Consider the following 16,585-nt stretch of genomic DNA (forward strand, 5'->3'; position numbering starts at 1 on the left):
CCATCCTCTTTAACGGCAGCAATGGCGTTCTTCTTAGCGTTTTAGTCAGGAATATTTACAGGCGCAGCCCGTTTGCCTCAGACACAAAAAAGCCGCTGCTCCCGAGGAAGCAGCGGCTTTGTGAAGGACTGCGTAGGGCTTAGTAACCCAGTGCGAAGTCTTCTTCTTTCATGTCCATCAGGTTGTTGGCGCCCGACAGCATGGTTACAACGTGAGTGCGGGTACGCGGCAGGATACGCTGGAAGTAGAAGCGCGCAGTCTGCAGCTTGGCGGTGTAGAACGCCTCTTCGGTGGTGCCGGCAGCCAGTTTCTCGGCAGCCAGACGCGCCATGTCAGCCCAGAAGTAGGCGAGGCAGGCGTAACCGGAGTACATCAGGTAGTCCACCGATGCCGCGCCGACTTCTTCGCGGTCTTTCATGGCGGCCATACCGACCTTCATGGTCAGCTCGCCCCACTCTTTGTTCAGCGCAGCCAATGGCTCGACAAACTCTTTGACCGCGTCGTTGCCTTCGTTGGTCTGGCAGAACTTGTGGACGATCTTGGTGAAGCCTTTGAGTGCTTCGCCTTGAGTCATCAGCACTTTACGGCCCAGCAGGTCGAGTGCCTGGATACCGGTGGTGCCTTCGTACAGCATCGAAATGCGGCTGTCGCGAACGTTCTGCTCCATGCCCCACTCGGCGATGAAGCCGTGACCGCCATAGATCTGCACGCCGTGGTTAGCGGATTCGAAACCGACTTCAGTCATGAAGGCTTTGGCAATCGGAGTCATGAAGGCCAGCAGTGCGTCGGCTTTCTTCTTCTCTTCTTCATCGACGCCGTACTTGACGATGTCGACCTGCTTGGCGGTGAAGTAAACCATCGCACGGTTGCCTTCGGCGAAAGCCTTCATGGTCAACAGCATGCGACGTACGTCAGGGTGAACGATGATCGGGTCAGCGGCTTTGTCCGGCGCTTTCGGGCCAGTCAAGGAGCGCATTTGCAGACGATCGCGAGCGTATTTCAGGCCGCCCTGGAAGCCGATCTCGGCGTGCGCCAGACCTTGCAGCGCAGTTCCCAGACGGGCGGTGTTCATAAAGGTGAACATGCAGTTCAGGCCTTTGTTCGCCGGGCCGATCAGGTAACCGGTGGCCGCGTCAAAGTTCATCACGCAGGTGGCGTTACCGTGGATGCCCATCTTGTGTTCCAGGGAACCGCAGGTCACAGCGTTGCGTTCGCCGATCGAGCCGTCTGCGTTTGGCAGGAATTTCGGAACGATGAACAGGGAAATGCCTTTGGTACCGGCCGGTGCATCCGGCAGACGTGCCAGAACGATATGAACGATGTTGTCGGCCATGTCGTGTTCACCGGCCGAGATGAAGATCTTGGTGCCGGAAACTTTGTAGGAACCGTCGGCCTGAGGCTCGCCCTTGGTGCGCAGCATGCCCAGGTCGGTGCCGCAGTGCGGTTCGGTCAGGCACATGGTGCCGGTCCATTCGCCGGAAACCAGCTTGGTCAGATAAGCATCTTGCTGCTCAGGCGTGCCGTGTTCGGAAATAGTGTTCATCGCGCCATGGGACAGGCCTGGGTACATGCCCCACGACCAGTTGGCTTCGCCAACCATTTCGCTGACAGCCAGACCCAGAGACTCAGGCAGGCCTTGGCCGCCGTGCTCTACGTCATGAGCCAGGCTGGGCCAGCCACCTTCGACAAATTGCTTGTAGGCTTCTTTGAAACCGGTCGGGGTTTTAACGCCGGACTCGCTCCAGGTGCAGCCTTCGATGTCACCCACGCGGTTCAGCGGAGCCAGCACCTGCTCACAAAACTTGGCGCCTTCTTCGAGAATGGCGTCAACCATGTCCGGAGTTGCGTCTGCACAAGCCGGAAGGCTCTGATAGTGCGCTTCGTAGCCGAGCAGTTCGTCACGAACGAAGCGAATATCACGCAAGGGGGCCTTGTAGTCAGGCATAGCGATAAACCTCTGCTGATGTAACCGGGAATGAACGACCGCGTTGATTTGTTGTGACGGTCAAACAGTTGTTTGAAACATACGTTTACGCCCAATTCTTGTCAAGCGCCGATCTTTTGCCGTTCGTCATCGCACCATGAAAACCTCGGCCACACAGTTGCGCAACGTCGTTGACTGAGCAACACGCCATGTAGGAGAGATTAGTTGAGGCAGAAGGACTTACGCAGAAAAACGCCGCGAACAGGCGCGGCGTTGGAGTAGCGGATACAACGAGGGATCAGGCGTAGGTATCGATCAGCGTACCGAGCATTTCATCGGATGCCTTGGCGACTTTGACGCCGAGCTCCACCTGGAATTTACCCTGAGACATCTCGACCATGTTGCTGGCCAGATCCGATTGCTGGCTGCGGTCTACCGAACGCAGACGATCAACCTGAATCTCAGAGGACTGACTGGTGACCGAACGCTCGATGGTGTTGTTGGCGATCTGACCCGAAGCCTGATCGACTCGATTCTGCCCTGTCTGAATAGTGCTCAGACCGGCATAAAAAGCGGTGTTTCCTGAGATTTCCATGGGGGAACTCGTCCTACAAAGGATCAACAGCGGCCATTGAACCAGACACGCCGACAAAAGGCCCGACAAAAACACTAATGGCACAGTGCCTTGCCATAGGTAAAACCCCAGCCAACAATCTCAGTCCAGCAGATCCAGCTGCAGATGTTCAGCCACTGCGTCGGCTGTCACCGATTTGAGTTTTGGCACTCGCCCCAGGCACGGCGCGGGGATGCGCTCGGCCAATGTCGCGAGGTTCTCTTCCAGGCGCGAAGTCTTCGGATCGATGATGTTGGCCACCCACCCTGCCAGCTGCAAACCATCCCGTGCGATCGCCTCGGCCGTTAGCAGCGCATGATTGATGCAACCCAAGCGCACGCCGACCACCAGGATCACCGGCAGACCCAGTGCCATGGCCAGGTCCGACAGATTGTCCTGATCTGCCAACGGCACTCGCCAGCCGCCAGCGCCTTCAATCAAGGTGAAGTCCGCCTGCATATCGAGAATCTGCCGCATCGGTGTCAGCAGCGATTGCACGGTCAACGCTACGCCAGCCTCCCGGGCTGCCAAGTGTGGTGCAATCGCCGGTTCGAACGCGACCGGATTGACCTGATCGTAGGTCAACGGTATCGAGCACTCGGCCAACAGTGCCAACGCATCGGCATTACGCAAACCCTTGGGCGTCAGGTCGCAACCAGAGGCCACCGGCTTGCCTGCCGCAGTGCTCAAACCCGCTAATCGCGCGGCATGCAGCAAACCTGCGGCGACGGTGGTCTTGCCGACATCGGTGTCAGTACCGGTGATGAAATAGGCTGCGCTCATAAGGGTTTCTCCAACACGGCGTAAACCACTTGATAAGTCGCCGGCAGTCCCTGTGCCTGACGATACTGCTCGTAAGCCTCGATCAGGCCGAGGATCCGCGCCCTGCCGGTCAAACCGCCTGGCCGACCGGGGTTCAGGTTATGCGCCCCAAGTGCCTTGAGCTCATGGGTCAGGCTGCGGACATCGGGGTAATGCAACACATGCGGCTGCGTTTCGAGTCTGACGACCTTCAAGCCGCTGCCCGCGCAAAGCTGTTGGTAAACACCGAACTCGCGGAAGCGGTTGACGTGCACCATGCCATCCACCTGACGCCAGCTGTCGCGCAATTCGTACAGAGTGCCTACACACAGACTAGCAAACGCGAAAATTCCGCCCGGTTTCAGTACCCGATACGCTTCATTGAGCACCGAGGCGAAATCCGCGCACCATTGCACCGCCAGGCTGGAGAAGACCAGGTCGCAGGTAGAGTCCTGCAACGGCAAGCGCTCCGCATCGCCCGCGATGAAATGAGTCGCGCCGCCCAAGGGACGGGCGTGATTGAGCATGCCTTCTGCGATGTCCAACGCCACGCCAGCGCTCGCAGCAAATTTCTCCGCCAAGGCTCGGCTGAAATACCCGGTGCCGCAGCCCATATCCAGCCAACGAGCAGGGACAAAATCTTCCGGCAACCGACGTAACAACTCGCTGCCCACGTCGCGCTGCAATTCGGCCACGCTGTCGTAGCTCGCCGCCGCACGGGAAAAGGACGCCGCCACCTGGCGTTTGTCGGGCAAGCCGCCGGGCAGGTTGGGAAGGGATAAATCAGTCATCACCGAACTCATGCAAAAAGGCCTGAATCGCCCCCGCCACACCGTGAGGGTCTTCCAGAAGAAACGCGTGACTGGCCTGTTCAATCAGACCGATTTCGACATCCGGCAGCAGTGCCAGCAAATCCCCCGCCGCTTCGGCCGGGACCAGCCCGTCGAGGCCGCCAAACAAATGCAATTGTGGCCCACGAAACGCTTGCAACGCTTGCCGGGTATCCAGTTGGGCAAGCAACTCCAGGCCGCTCATCAACACCGGCGAAGACGTATGCGGTGCGCCAGCGAGCAACAGTCGTGATATCCCGCGCGGGTCTTCGGCACCTTGGGCGCACAGCAGCGAAAAACGTTTCAACGTCATGCGCGAGTCAGCCTTGCAGCCGGCCAGAAACGCATCGAAGGTCTCACCGGGCATCGCGCTCGACCATTGTTCATGGGCGACAAAGGAAGGGTTGCTCGCCAGCGTCACCAGGCCGCAGCAGCGGTCACCGCGTCGCGCCGCTAATTCGGACGCCAGCATGCCGCCCAATGACCAGCCACCGAGCCAGGCATCCTGTGGCAACGTCGAGTCCAACTCATCGAGCCATTCTTCAAGGTCGCTCGATTCCAGCTCCGGCAACGGCTCGATCTCGACATGCAGGTGCTCATCCAAACCCTGCAAGGCGGCTGCCAAGGGTTCCAGCGGCGAAATCCCGAGCCCCCAACCCGGCAGCAGAATCAGACGATCACGCATGGCTTGGCTCCGGTCCCAGTTGTTGAAAACAATCGGCCAGTCCATTTAACAATAGCTGTACCTGCGCCTCGCTGTGAGCGGCGGTCAGGGTGACGCGCAAACGTGCGCTACCCGCAGGCACAGTCGGTGGACGAATCGCAGTCACCATCAGTCCGCGTTCGCGCAGCATCTGCGACAGTCGAACCGCGCGCCCGGCATCGCCGATCATGATCGGCTGGATCGGCGTGAAGCTGTCCATCAACTCCAGGCCAATCTGTTCGGCGCCTTGGCGGAACTGGCGAATCAGCGTCTGCAGATGCTCACGTCGCCAGTGTTCGCTGCGTAGCAACTCCAGGCTTTTCAACGTCGCGCAAGCCAGCGCCGGTGGTTGGCTGGTGGTGTAGATGTAAGGGCGAGCGAACTGGATCAGGCTTTCGATCAACTCTTCACTGCCAGCCACAAAAGCACCGGCTGTACCGAAAGCCTTGCCGAGGGTGCCGACCAACACCGGCACGTCTTCCTGACTCAGACCAAAATGCTCGACGATCCCGCCGCCATTGGCACCCAGCGGACCAAAACCGTGAGCGTCGTCGACCATCAGCCATGCGCCTTTGGCCTTGGCTTCCCGTGCCAGCGCCGGCAGGTCGGCGATGTCACCGTCCATACTGAACACGCCATCGGTGACCACCAGCGTATTGCCGGTGGCCTTCTCGAGGCGCTTGGCCAGACTGGCCGCGTCGTTATGCAGATAACGATTGAAGCGCGCACCGGACAACAACCCCGCATCCAGCAACGATGCGTGATTGAGGCGGTCTTCCAGCACCGTATCGCCTTGCCCGATCAATGCGGTGACCGCGCCGAGGTTAGCCATGTACCCGGTGGTGAACAACAACGCTCGCGGGCGGCCGGTGAACTCGGCGAGGGCTTCTTCCAGTGCGTGATGCGGGCCGCTGTGGCCGATCACAAGATGCGAAGCGCCACCACCCACGCCCCAACGCGACGCGCCCGCGCGCCAGGCTTCGATCACTTGCGGGTGATTGGCCAGGCCCAGGTAGTCGTTGTTACAGAACGCCAGCAACGGCTGACCATCGACCACCACTTCCGGGCCCTGCGGGCTTTCGAGCAGCGGGCGCTGGCGATAAAGGTTTTCGGCACGACGGGCAGCAAGGCGCGCGCTGAGATCGAAAGACATGCAGGCCTCGAAGGTCAGATGTGGGGAGCTGTACTGACTTGTCTGGAGACCGAGTCACGGCCATCGCGGGCAAGCCACGCTCCCACAGGTTGAGCGCGGTTAATGTGGGAGCGGGCTTGCTCGCGAAAGCAGTGTGACATTCAACATTGATGTCGGCTGTACTGACGCCTTCGCGAGCGAGCCCGCTCCCACATTCGATTTGTGCTGGATCAGACAGCAGCGTTATAGAACTGCTCGCTGCTCTTCTGCTCCACCAGTGCCTGTTCGATGGCGGCTTGATGCACTTCGTCGGCGTGCTCTTCGCGCGCTTCCGGCAGGATGCCCAGACGCGAGAACAGCTGCATGTCCTTGTCCGCCTGCGGGTTGGCGGTGGTCAGCAGTTTTTCGCCGTAGAAAATCGAGTTGGCACCGGCGAAGAACGCCAGAGCCTGCATCTGTTCGTTCATCGCTTCGCGGCCGGCGGACAGGCGCACGTGGGATTTCGGCATCAGGATGCGAGCAACAGCGAGCATGCGGATGAAGTCGAACGGGTCGATGTCGTCGGCATTTTCCAGCGGCGTCCCGGCGACTTTCACCAGCATGTTGATCGGCACCGATTCCGGATGCTCAGGCAGGTTAGCCAGCTGGATCAGCAGATTGGCGCGGTCGTCGAGAGATTCGCCCATGCCGAGAATGCCACCGGAGCAGATCTTCATCCCCGAATCACGCACGTAAGCCAGGGTTTGCAGGCGCTCGCTGTAAGTACGGGTGGTGATGATGCTGCCGTAGAATTCCGGCGAGGTGTCGAGGTTGTGGTTGTAGTAATCCAGGCCGGCTTCGGCCAGCGCGACGGTCTGGTCCTGATCGAGACGACCGAGGGTCATGCAGGTTTCCAGGCCCATGGCTTTCACGCCTTTGACCATTTCCAGCACGTACGGCATGTCTTTGGCCGACGGATGTTTCCACGCCGCGCCCATGCAGAAACGGGTCGAACCGATGGCCTTGGCGCGAGCGGCCTCTTCGAGGACCTTCTGCACTTCCATCAGTTTTTCTTTTTCCAGGCCGGTGTTGTAGTGACCGGACTGCGGACAATATTTGCAATCTTCCGGGCAAGCACCGGTTTTGATCGACAGCAGCGTCGAGACCTGGACGCGGTTGGCGTCGAAATGCGCGCGGTGCACCGTCTGCGCCTGGAACAACAGGTCGTTGAATGGCTGAACGAAAAGTGCTTTGACTTCGGCCAAAGACCAGTCATGACGCAGGGTTGCAGTGGTGCTGGCGCTCATGGGCGTTTCCTTGTTTATGCTTGGCAAGCGGCTGGGGAATGGAATACCCACAGACGCGACACGGATGTTCGGCATATTTAAGGAAGAGCGATGCGCTGTCAACCACGATACGAAGGGCGGGTTTACATCTGGTTAAAAAACAAACAAACCTGTTTGCTCTGCGCAGAAGCCGCAGACGACACCACGCCAATTTGCATGGCCTGCGAAACCGAGTTGCCCTGGCTGGGCGAGCACTGCCAAACCTGCGCCCTGCCATTGCCCGCCACGGGCATGACGTGCGGCCAATGCTTGAAACAACCGCCAGCGTTTGAGCGAGTTGCCGCACCCTGGACTTACAGCTTTCCCGTTGACACTTTGATCACTCGTTTCAAGCACAGCGCAAAGTGGCCATTTGGCCGCTTGCTCGCTGAACTTCTCGCTCAATTCCTGCAACATCGTTTCGATGAGGATCTGGACCGGCCCGATGCACTGATACCGGTACCGCTGGCCTCCAAACGCCTGCGTCAGCGCGGTTTCAACCAGGCAGCGATGCTCGCCCGCTGGCTCAGCGTCAGCCTCGACATACCTTGTGATGAAACGCTATTGCTGAGAATCCAGGACACCAGCGCGCAACAAGAGCTGAATGCCGACGCCCGTAAAAAGAACCTGCGCCATGCCTTTGCCCTGGCGTCCACGGCCTCGATCAAGGGCCGCCACTTCGCCTTGATCGACGACGTGCTGACCACCGGCGCCACCGCCCAGGCCCTGGCTCGCTTGTTGATGGATGCGGGCGCCGCGCGGGTCGATGTCTACTGCCTGGCCCGTACACCCAAACCTGGCGATGAGGGCTGACTTGACTCCCGCACTTCAAGCCGCCAACGTCCTATCCATCGTCACAGCCCAAAGCGTCTCGCCATGTCCTTGCCTACGTTGTTGTCCCAGCACATTGTCCGTCGCCCGCAGCGCATCGCGTTGCTGCAACACATCGCCGAACAAGGCTCGATTACCCGCGCAGCGAAAAGCGCGGGCCTGAGTTACAAAGCGGCGTGGGATGCCATCGACGAGCTGAACAATCTCGCGCAGAAACCGCTGGTGGAGCGTAGCGTCGGCGGCAAGGGCGGTGGCGGCGCCAAACTGTCCAGCGAAGGCGAACGCGTGTTGCGCCTGTATCAAAAGCTCCAAGCCTTGCAGGCTCAGGTGCTGGAAGCCGCCGAAGAGGCCAGTGACCTGGACCTGCTCGGTCGCCTGATGCTCAGAACCAGCGCACGCAACCAACTACACGGCAAGGTCGTGGCGATCGATGCACAGGGGCGCAACGACCGCATCCGTCTTGAACTGGCCGAAGGCTTGCGTATCGATGCGCAGATCACCCACGACAGCACTTTGCGCCTGGAACTGCAAACTGGCACCGAGGTGGTGGCACTGATCAAGGCCGGTTGGCTGGAACTGCTGGGCATCGATCAAGCCGCGGCGCCCGGCAACAATTGCCTGAAGGGCACAGTTGAAGAAATCCTCGACGCCCAAGACGGTCCCAGCGAAGTGCGCATCGGTCTGCCCAATGGCCAGACACTTTGCGCCCTGGCCGAGCCGCTGCACCTGAAAACCCTCGAACTCGCCGCTGGCAAACCGGTTCTTGTGCAATTCGCACCGTCCAATATTCTGCTGGGCACACCGCTCTGATCAGCGCTGCAACAAAACCTTCATCGACCACCATTAAGGTGACTGCAAAAACCCGCAGGGAGCCTGATGTGAGCTTATTAGAAGACAACCAACCCACCGACCTCGAAAAGATGGTTGGCCTCAGCCGTCGTGGCTTCATCAGCGCTGGCGCCCTCTGCGGTGCAGCGATGTTTCTCGGTGGCAATTTGCTGAGTCGCAGTGTGCTGGCCGCCAGCGTCAGCGCCGGCTCCAGCAAACTGTTGGGCTTCGACAGCATCGCTGCCGCCACGACCGACGCCATCACCCTGCCGCCGGGCTACAAATCTTCGGTACTGATCAGCTGGGGTCAACCACTGCAAAAAAATGGCCCGGCGTTCGACCCGAGCGGCAACGGCACGGCCGAGGCGCAGGAAGTCCAGTTCGGCGACAACAACGACGGCATGAGTCTGTTCGAGTTCCCCGATGACAAGGACCGGGCGCTGATGGCGATCAACAACGAATACACCAACTACCACTACCTCTTCCCACATCGCGGCGCGCCGCAATCGGCTACAGAGGTGCGCAAGGCGTTGGCCTGTGAAGGTGTGTCGGTCATCGAAGTGCAGCGCAAGAACGGCCAGTGGCAGTTCGTCCAGGACTCGCGCTACAACCGCCGCATTCACGGCAACTCGCCGTTGCACCTGAGCGGTCCGGCGGCCGGTCACGAGCTGATGAAAACCAGCGCCGACAAACATGGCAAGACAGTCCTCGGCACCTTCCAGAACTGCGCCAATGGCAAGACGCCGTGGGGCACTTATCTGACCTGCGAAGAGAACTTCACCGACTGCTTCGGCAGCAGCAATGCCGAGCAGAAATTCGATGCCGCGCAGAAACGCTACGGCGCGGTGGCGGCCAGTAAAGAGATCAACTGGCATCAACATGATCCGCGCTTCGACCTGGCGAAAAACCCCAACGAACTCAATCGTCATGGCTGGGTGGTGGAAATCGACCCGTTCGATCCGCAGTCGACGCCGGTCAAACGCACCGCGCTGGGTCGCTTCAAACATGAAAACGCCGCACTGGCCGAAACCAATGACGGTCGCGCCGTGGTGTACATGGGCGACGACGAACGTGGCGAGTTCATCTATAAATTCGTCAGCCGCGACAAGATCAACCACAAAAACCCCAAAGCCAACCGCGACCTGCTGGATCACGGCACCTTGTACGTGGCGCGTTTCGACGCGGGCGACGGCAACGCTGATCACCCGAAAGGCCAGGGCCAGTGGATCGAACTGACCCACGGCAAGAATGGCATCGATGCCAGCAGCGGTTTTGCCGATCAGGCCGAAGTGCTGATTCACGCACGTCTCGCAGCCAGCGTTGCGAGCGCCACGCGCATGGACCGCCCGGAATGGATCGTCGTCAGCCCCAAGGATGGCCAGGTTTATTGCACCCTGACCAACAACGCCAAACGCGGCGAAGAAGGGCAACCGGTGGACGGGCCGAACCCGCGCGAGAAAAACGTCTACGGGCAGATCCTGCGCTGGCGCACCGACCGCGACGATCACGGCTCGAATAGCTTTGCCTGGGACCTGTTTGTGGTCGCCGGCAACCCGGGCGTCCACGCCGGTACGCCGAAGGGCGGTTCGTCGAACATCACCCCGCAGAACATGTTCAACAGCCCGGACGGCTTGGGCTTCGACGAGGCCGGGCGTTTGTGGATCCTCACGGATGGCGATTCGAGCAACGCAGGCGACTTCGCAGGCATGGGCAATAACCAGATGCTCTGTGCCGACCCGGTGACCGGCGAGATCCGCCGCTTCATGGTCGGGCCGGTGGGCTGCGAGGTGACGGGGATCAGCTTCTCGCCGGATCAGAAAACCTTGTTTGTCGGGATTCAGCATCCGGGGGAAAACGGTGGGTCGACGTTCCCTGAGCACCAGCCCAACGGCAAGCCGCGGTCTTCGGTGATGGCGATTACCCGAGAGGATGGCGGGATCGTCGGCGCCTGATAAGGCCTCTTCGCGAGCAAGCCCGCTCCCACAGTGGATCTTCAGTGTGAATGCAAATTGCGGCACACCTTAGATCTAATGTGGGAGCGGGCTTGCTCGCGAAGGCGTCAGCCCAGACAACACTCATCTCAAGCCCAACCCCCTAAAGAAGCCCCGTCTGCGCTACCATGTTTGGCCGGACGCGGCAGCCTGCTGCGCGCAGGAGTCAGCATGGCCCACCCGTTTGCAACGCTCACCCCAGACCTCGTGCTCGATGCCGTCGAAAGCATCGGCTTTCTCAGCGACGCACGCATTCTGGCGCTCAACAGCTACGAGAACCGTGTCTATCAGGTCGGCATCGAAGACTCCGAGCCGCTGATCGCCAAATTCTACCGTCCGCAGCGCTGGACCAACGAAGCGATTCTCGAAGAGCATCAATTCACCTTCGAACTCGCCGAGTGCGACGTACCGGTGGTTGCGCCGATGATCCACAACGGCGCCAGCCTGCACGAACACAACGGCTTCCGTTTCACCCTGTTCCCCCGCCGTGGCGGCCGTGCGCCGGAGCCGGGCAATCTCGATCAGCTGTATCGCCTGGGCCAACTGCTCGGTCGGCTGCACGCGGTCGGTGCTACAAAACCGTTCGAACACCGCGAAGCGCTGGGAGTGAAGAACTTCGGTCAGGACTCGCTGACGACATTGCTCGAAGGCAACTTCGTACCCAAAAGTTTGCTACCGGCCTACGAGTCCGTGGCCCGCGACCTGCTCAAGCGTGTCGAAGAGGTCTACAAGACTACGCCGCACCAGAACATCCGCATGCACGGCGATTGCCACCCCGGCAACATGATGTGCCGCGATGAGATGTTCCATATCGTCGACCTCGACGACTGCCGCATGGGCCCGGCGGTGCAGGATATCTGGATGATGTTGGCGGGTGATCGTCAGGAATGTCTCGGTCAGTTGTCGGAATTGATGGACGGTTACAACGAATTTCACGACTTCGATCCGCGGGAACTGGCGCTGATCGAACCCCTGCGCGCCTTGCGCCTGATGCACTACAGCGCCTGGCTCGCCCGTCGCTGGGACGACCCGGCCTTCCCTCGCAGCTTTCCGTGGTTCGGCACCGAACGCTATTGGGGCGATCAAGTGCTGGCGCTGCGTGAGCAACTCGCCGCACTCAACGAAGAACCGCTGAAGTTATTCTGAACACAAATCCAATGTGGGAGCGGCGGTGCGACGATTCGACTTGCTCGCGAATACGGTTTCACATTCAACAGAGATGCTGACTGAATGACCGCTTTCGCGAGCAAGCCCGCTCCCACAAGGTTCACAGCACATCCTGCAAATTCTCCTTACAATCCCCTCTTTGTTAGCTGCCTAAGCAAGGATTCTCATGCAAGCCGCCAACCCGCGTCGCGGGTACATCCTGGGCCTGAGTGCCTACATCATCTGGGGCCTGTTCCCGATCTACTTCAAAGCCATCGCCAACGTGCCCGCCGTGGAGATAATCATCCACCGAGTGCTGTGGTCCGCGCTGTTTGGTGCTTTACTGCTGCTCGTCTGGAAGCATCCCGGCTGGTGGCGCGAGCTGCGTGACAACCCGCGACGGCTGGCAATCCTGGCCCTGAGCGGCACGTTGATCGCCGCCAACTGGCTGACCTACGTCTGGTCGGTGAACAACGGGCGCATGCTCGAAGCCAGCCTCGGTTACTACATCAACCCGCTGGTAAACGTGCTATTGGGAATGCTGATCCTCGGCGAACGGCTGCGGCGCATGCAATGGCTGGCGGTTGGCCTGGCGGCGGTTGGTGTTGCGCAGCAAGTGTGGCAAGTCGGCAGTCTGCCGTGGGTGTCGCTGGTGCTTGCATTGACCTTCGGCTTCTACGGATTGATCCGCAAGCAGGCACCGGTCAAGGCGCTGCCGGGGCTGGTGGTGGAAACCTGGATGCTGGTGCCGATTGCCGTCGCCTGGTTGCTGTTCAATCCGACGGCGAGCAGCGCGCAAGCCGAATTCTGGACCACCTCTGAAGCCTGGTGGCTGGTGGCTGCAGGTCCGGTGACGCTGGTGCCGCTGGTGTGTTTCAACGCCGCCGCCCGGCACTTGCCCTACACCACCCTCGGATTTCTCCAGTATCTGGCGCCGACGCTGGTGTTGCTACAAGCCGTTCTGCTGTTTGGCGAGCACTTATCGTCCAGCACGCTGGTGGCGTTCATCTTTATCTGGGCCGGTCTGGCGGTTTACAGCGTGGACGCGTGGATAAGTCTGCGCCGCCGCAGCTGATCAGAAAACGTACAAACCTCTACAGGCCACGTATCCCGTGGCCTGCATCCATCCTTCCCAAGGTTATCCACAGTGTGATCCCCGGCGTTTGTGCGCAAGTCACTGAAACTGCTGGTTTTTTGATCAGATCCTGAAGAGCCCCGGCCGACGTGGCCTGGCCAGGTGTCTCTACAGGTTATCCACAGGCAGGTGCACGTATAACTTGGATAACCTTTCAGGGTTCGCTGCGCAGCACCAATTCGACCATCAGATCGTCCGCCAGGGTTTCCAGACGCGATTGCAGCACCTCCAGCGACAAGGTCAGTGGCACCGCAAGAATAGCCTCGGCATGGAACAGCGGCTCGCTGCTCATCGGCGCCGGTCGAACTTCGGTCACCAACTGCTCAAGGTTCACGCCCTGCTCACTCAGCAGACGCGTAATGTCTCGCACAATGCCCGGACGATCATTGCCCACCAGTTCCATGGCAATCGGCTTCCAGGTGCAGGACTGTTCGATGCCGCTTTCTGCGATCAGCACGCGGATCCCTTGATCCGCCAATCTCTGTAGGGCGTCTACCAGTTCGTCGTAGGCCTCGGCCGGCACACCCACCCGAAGAATCCCCGCGAACTGTCCGGCCATGCGCGACATGCGGCTCTCCAGCCAGTTACCGCCGTGCTCGGCAATGCATTGAGCAATGCGCTCGACCTGCCCGGGCTTGTCTGGAGCAATTACAGTGAGTACGAGATGGTCCATGGCGCAGCCCTCTGGTCATGACTTTTGTTATAGAAAAACAAGTATAGGCAAGGGTTGATCTTGCGCTGAATCGGCTTGCCCGCGAATGGGGCACCACCAACAATCCTGCCAAACCATAAATCGTGTACAAGTTTTTATATTTAACTGGAACAATCCAATAGTTTTTTGAGAACATCCCGTGCCCCGGCGTGACTGCAATGCGTCTTGGGGTCGCAGAACGACGTAATTAGTCTAATTTTCACAACCGCAATTCATCATGTAGTATGCCGCAGCGCGCACTACATAACGCTGGATCGATGTCTGCCGCAGGTGCCGCCGCAACCCCTGAAAGCCCTGTCAGCAAGGCCGCAAAGCCGTTGATCGGATCGAACCCAGCCGCCAGCAATGGCATGTACTGGTAGATGGGTTTGTGGTTTAAATGGCCAGAGGCTTCATTGTTAAATTGAAGAGCTGAAAAGCGAAATAGCTGAGCAGAGTGAGGCAAGCAATGACTGAACACGTTCAAGTCGGTGGCCTGCAGGTCGCCAAAGTCCTGTTCGACTTCGTGAACAACGAAGCCATTCCCGGTACCGGCCTCACCGCCGATAAGTTCTGGGCCGGTGCCGACAAGGTCATCCATGACCTGGCGCCGAAGAACAAAGCCCTACTCGCCAAACGCGATGATTTCCAGGCACGTATCGATGCCTGGCACCAGGCTCGTGCAGGTGTTGCGCACGATGCGGTGGCCTACAAAGCCTTCCTGCAAGACATCGGTTATCTGCTGCCAGAAGCGGCCGATTTCCAGGCAACGACGCAAAACGTCGATGACGAAATCGCCCGCATGGCCGGTCCACAGCTGGTAGTACCGGTGATGAACGCGCGCTTTGCGCTCAACGCCTCGAACGCTCGCTGGGGTTCGTTGTATGACGCGCTCTACGGCACCGACGCCATCAGCGAAGCGGATGGCGCGGAAAAAGGCAAAGGCTACAACAAGGTTCGCGGCGACAAAGTCATCGCCTTCGCCCGTGCGTTCCTCGACGAAGCCGCGCCATTGGCTGCCGGCTCCCACGTTGACTCCACCGGCTACAAGATCATTGACGGCAAACTGGTGGTCGCCCTTAAAGGCGGCAGCAACACCGGCCTGCGCGACGATGCCCAACTGATCGGTTTCCACGGCGATACAGCGGCTCCAACCGCGATCCTGCTGAAAAACAACGGCCTGCACTTCGAAATCCAGATCGACGCCAGCACCCCGGTCGGCCAGACCGACGCTGCCGGTGTCAAAGACATCCTGATGGAAGCCGCGCTGACCACCATCATGGACTGCGAAGACTCGGTTGCCGCGGTCGATGCCGATGACAAAGTGGTGATCTACCGCAATTGGCTCGGCCTGATGAAGGGTGATCTGTCGGAAGAAGTCTCCAAGGCCGGTCAGACCTTTACCCGCACCATGAATGCCGACCGCACCTATACCGCCCTCGATGGCAGCGAACTGAGCCTGCACGGTCGCTCGCTGCTGTTCGTGCGCAACGTCGGTCACCTGATGACCATCGACGCGATCCTCGATAAAGACGGCAACGAAGTACCGGAAGGTATTCTCGACGGCCTGGTGACTTGCCTCGCGGCGATTCACAGCCTCAACGGCAATAGCTCGCGCAAGAACAGCCGCACTGGCTCGGTCTATATCGTGAAGCCGAAGATGCACGGCCCGGAAGAAACTGCGTTCACCAACGAGCTGTTCGGTCGCATCGAAGACGCCCTCGACCTGCCGCGCAACACCCTCAAAGTCGGGATCATGGACGAGGAGCGCCGTACCACGGTCAACCTCAAGGCCTGCATCAAGGCTGCCGCCGAGCGCGTGGTGTTCATCAACACCGGTTTCCTCGACCGCACGGGCGATGAAATCCATACCTCCATGGAAGCCGGCCCGATGGTGCGCAAGGCCGACATGAAGGCTGAAAAATGGATCAGCGCCTACGAGAACTGGAACGTCGACATCGGCCTGAGCACCGGCCTGCAAGGTCGCGCACAGATCGGTAAAGGCATGTGGGCCATGCCGGACCTGATGGCCGCGATGCTCGAACAGAAAATCGCCCACCCGATGGCCGGTGCCAACACCGCCTGGGTTCCATCGCCGACTGCCGCCGCGCTGCACGCGTTGCACTATCACAAGGTTGACGTGTTCGCCCGTCAGGCCGAACTGGCCAAACGTGCTCGTGCTTCGGTGGACGACATCCTGACCATCCCGTTGGCCGTCAATCCAGACTGGACCACGGAGCAGATCAAGAACGAACTGGACAACAACGCCCAGGGCATTCTTGGCTACGTGGTGCGCTGGATCGATCAGGGCGTGGGTTGCTCGAAAGTGCCGGACATCAATGACGTCGGCCTGATGGAAGACCGTGCGACGCTGCGTATTTCCAGCCAGCACATCGCCAACTGGCTGCGCCACGGCATCGTCACTGAAGATCAGGTGTTGGAAAGCCTCAAGCGCATGGCGCCGGTGGTTGACCGTCAGAACGCCAACGACCCGCTGTACCGTCCGCTGGCACCGAATTTCGACAGCAACATCGCCTTCCAGGCGGCGGTCGAACTGGTGGTCGAAGGTACCAAACAGCCGAACGGCTACACCGAGCCGGTTCTGCACCGTCGTCGTCGCGAGTTCAAGGCTGCCAATGGCCTTTGAGTAAACGCT

Annotated in this window: 15 protein-coding genes; 6 read left to right on the forward strand and 9 right to left on the reverse strand. The window is 59.8% G+C overall.

Annotated elements, in window-relative coordinates:
• Positions 1-139 precede the first annotated feature (139 nt).
• The 7 genes from AB7M29_RS00390 to bioB form a co-directional block, all read right to left on the reverse strand.
• On the reverse strand, positions 140-1,945 hold the full coding sequence (locus AB7M29_RS00390; protein ID WP_454246122.1) for a phenylacyl-CoA dehydrogenase: 1,806 nt from the start codon (positions 1,943-1,945) through the stop codon (positions 140-142).
• Positions 1,946-2,222: 277 nt separating this feature from the next.
• Positions 2,223-2,519, reverse strand: a complete 297-nt coding sequence (locus AB7M29_RS00395) for a hypothetical protein (protein WP_007904188.1) — start codon at positions 2,517-2,519, stop codon at positions 2,223-2,225.
• 120 nt (positions 2,520-2,639) lie between these two features.
• Complete coding sequence (bioD, locus tag AB7M29_RS00400; RefSeq protein WP_038981192.1) at positions 2,640-3,320, reverse strand: dethiobiotin synthase; 681 nt, start codon at positions 3,318-3,320, stop codon at positions 2,640-2,642.
• Positions 3,317-4,129 carry a malonyl-ACP O-methyltransferase BioC gene (bioC, locus tag AB7M29_RS00405; protein ID WP_217857372.1) on the reverse strand — a complete coding sequence of 271 codons (813 nt, stop codon included), beginning with the start codon at positions 4,127-4,129 and terminating at the stop codon, positions 3,317-3,319. Before bioC ends, bioD begins: the two co-directional genes overlap by 4 nt.
• A complete protein-coding gene (locus tag AB7M29_RS00410) occupies positions 4,122-4,853 on the reverse strand; it encodes an alpha/beta fold hydrolase (RefSeq protein WP_217857373.1) in 732 nt (243 codons plus the stop codon). The genes bioC and AB7M29_RS00410 overlap by 8 nt, the downstream gene beginning before the upstream one ends.
• Complete coding sequence (gene bioF / locus AB7M29_RS00415) at positions 4,846-6,024, reverse strand: 8-amino-7-oxononanoate synthase (RefSeq protein ID WP_217857374.1); 1,179 nt, start codon at positions 6,022-6,024, stop codon at positions 4,846-4,848. Before bioF ends, AB7M29_RS00410 begins: the two co-directional genes overlap by 8 nt.
• A gap of 209 nt (positions 6,025-6,233) precedes the next feature.
• A complete protein-coding gene (bioB, locus tag AB7M29_RS00420; RefSeq protein ID WP_038981183.1) occupies positions 6,234-7,289 on the reverse strand; it encodes a biotin synthase BioB in 1,056 nt (351 codons plus the stop codon).
• A gap of 90 nt (positions 7,290-7,379) precedes the next feature.
• Here bioB and AB7M29_RS00425 point away from each other — a divergent pair, with 90 nt between their 5' ends.
• The 5 genes from AB7M29_RS00425 (at position 7,380) to rarD (ending at position 13,178) form a co-directional block, all read left to right on the forward strand.
• Positions 7,380-8,120, forward strand: coding sequence for a ComF family protein (locus tag AB7M29_RS00425; protein ID WP_454246123.1), 741 nt, complete (start codon positions 7,380-7,382; stop codon positions 8,118-8,120).
• Between the two features lie 63 nt (positions 8,121-8,183).
• Positions 8,184-8,948 carry a TOBE domain-containing protein gene (locus AB7M29_RS00430; RefSeq protein ID WP_217857376.1) on the forward strand — a complete coding sequence of 255 codons (765 nt, stop codon included), beginning with the start codon at positions 8,184-8,186 and terminating at the stop codon, positions 8,946-8,948.
• A gap of 68 nt (positions 8,949-9,016) precedes the next feature.
• Positions 9,017-10,918 carry a PhoX family protein gene (locus AB7M29_RS00435; RefSeq protein ID WP_217857377.1) on the forward strand — a complete coding sequence of 634 codons (1,902 nt, stop codon included), beginning with the start codon at positions 9,017-9,019 and terminating at the stop codon, positions 10,916-10,918.
• Between the two features lie 210 nt (positions 10,919-11,128).
• The gene (locus tag AB7M29_RS00440) at positions 11,129-12,103 is read left to right on the forward strand and encodes a serine/threonine protein kinase (RefSeq protein WP_217857378.1); all 975 of its coding nucleotides are present in this window, start codon (positions 11,129-11,131) and stop codon (positions 12,101-12,103) included.
• Between the two features lie 187 nt (positions 12,104-12,290).
• Complete coding sequence (gene rarD / locus AB7M29_RS00445) at positions 12,291-13,178, forward strand: EamA family transporter RarD (protein WP_052967400.1); 888 nt, start codon at positions 12,291-12,293, stop codon at positions 13,176-13,178.
• A gap of 214 nt (positions 13,179-13,392) precedes the next feature.
• On the opposite strand, the gene AB7M29_RS00450 is transcribed toward rarD, so the two are convergent.
• The gene (locus AB7M29_RS00450) at positions 13,393-13,911 is read right to left on the reverse strand and encodes a glycine cleavage system protein R (RefSeq protein WP_052967399.1); all 519 of its coding nucleotides are present in this window, start codon (positions 13,909-13,911) and stop codon (positions 13,393-13,395) included.
• A 238-nt stretch (positions 13,912-14,149) separates the two neighbouring features.
• Positions 14,150-14,416, reverse strand: a complete 267-nt coding sequence (locus tag AB7M29_RS00455) for a hypothetical protein (protein WP_148710183.1) — start codon at positions 14,414-14,416, stop codon at positions 14,150-14,152.
• Between AB7M29_RS00455 and AB7M29_RS00460 the strand changes: the two genes are divergently transcribed.
• Positions 14,399-16,576: a malate synthase G gene (locus AB7M29_RS00460; RefSeq protein ID WP_454246124.1), complete on the forward strand. Its 2,178-nt coding sequence runs from the start codon at positions 14,399-14,401 to the stop codon at positions 16,574-16,576. The two genes, AB7M29_RS00455 and AB7M29_RS00460, sit on opposite strands and share 18 nt — an antisense overlap.
• The last annotated feature ends 9 nt before the right edge of the window (positions 16,577-16,585 follow it).

It is taken from the genome of Pseudomonas sp. F-14 TE3623 (genome assembly GCF_053629015.1).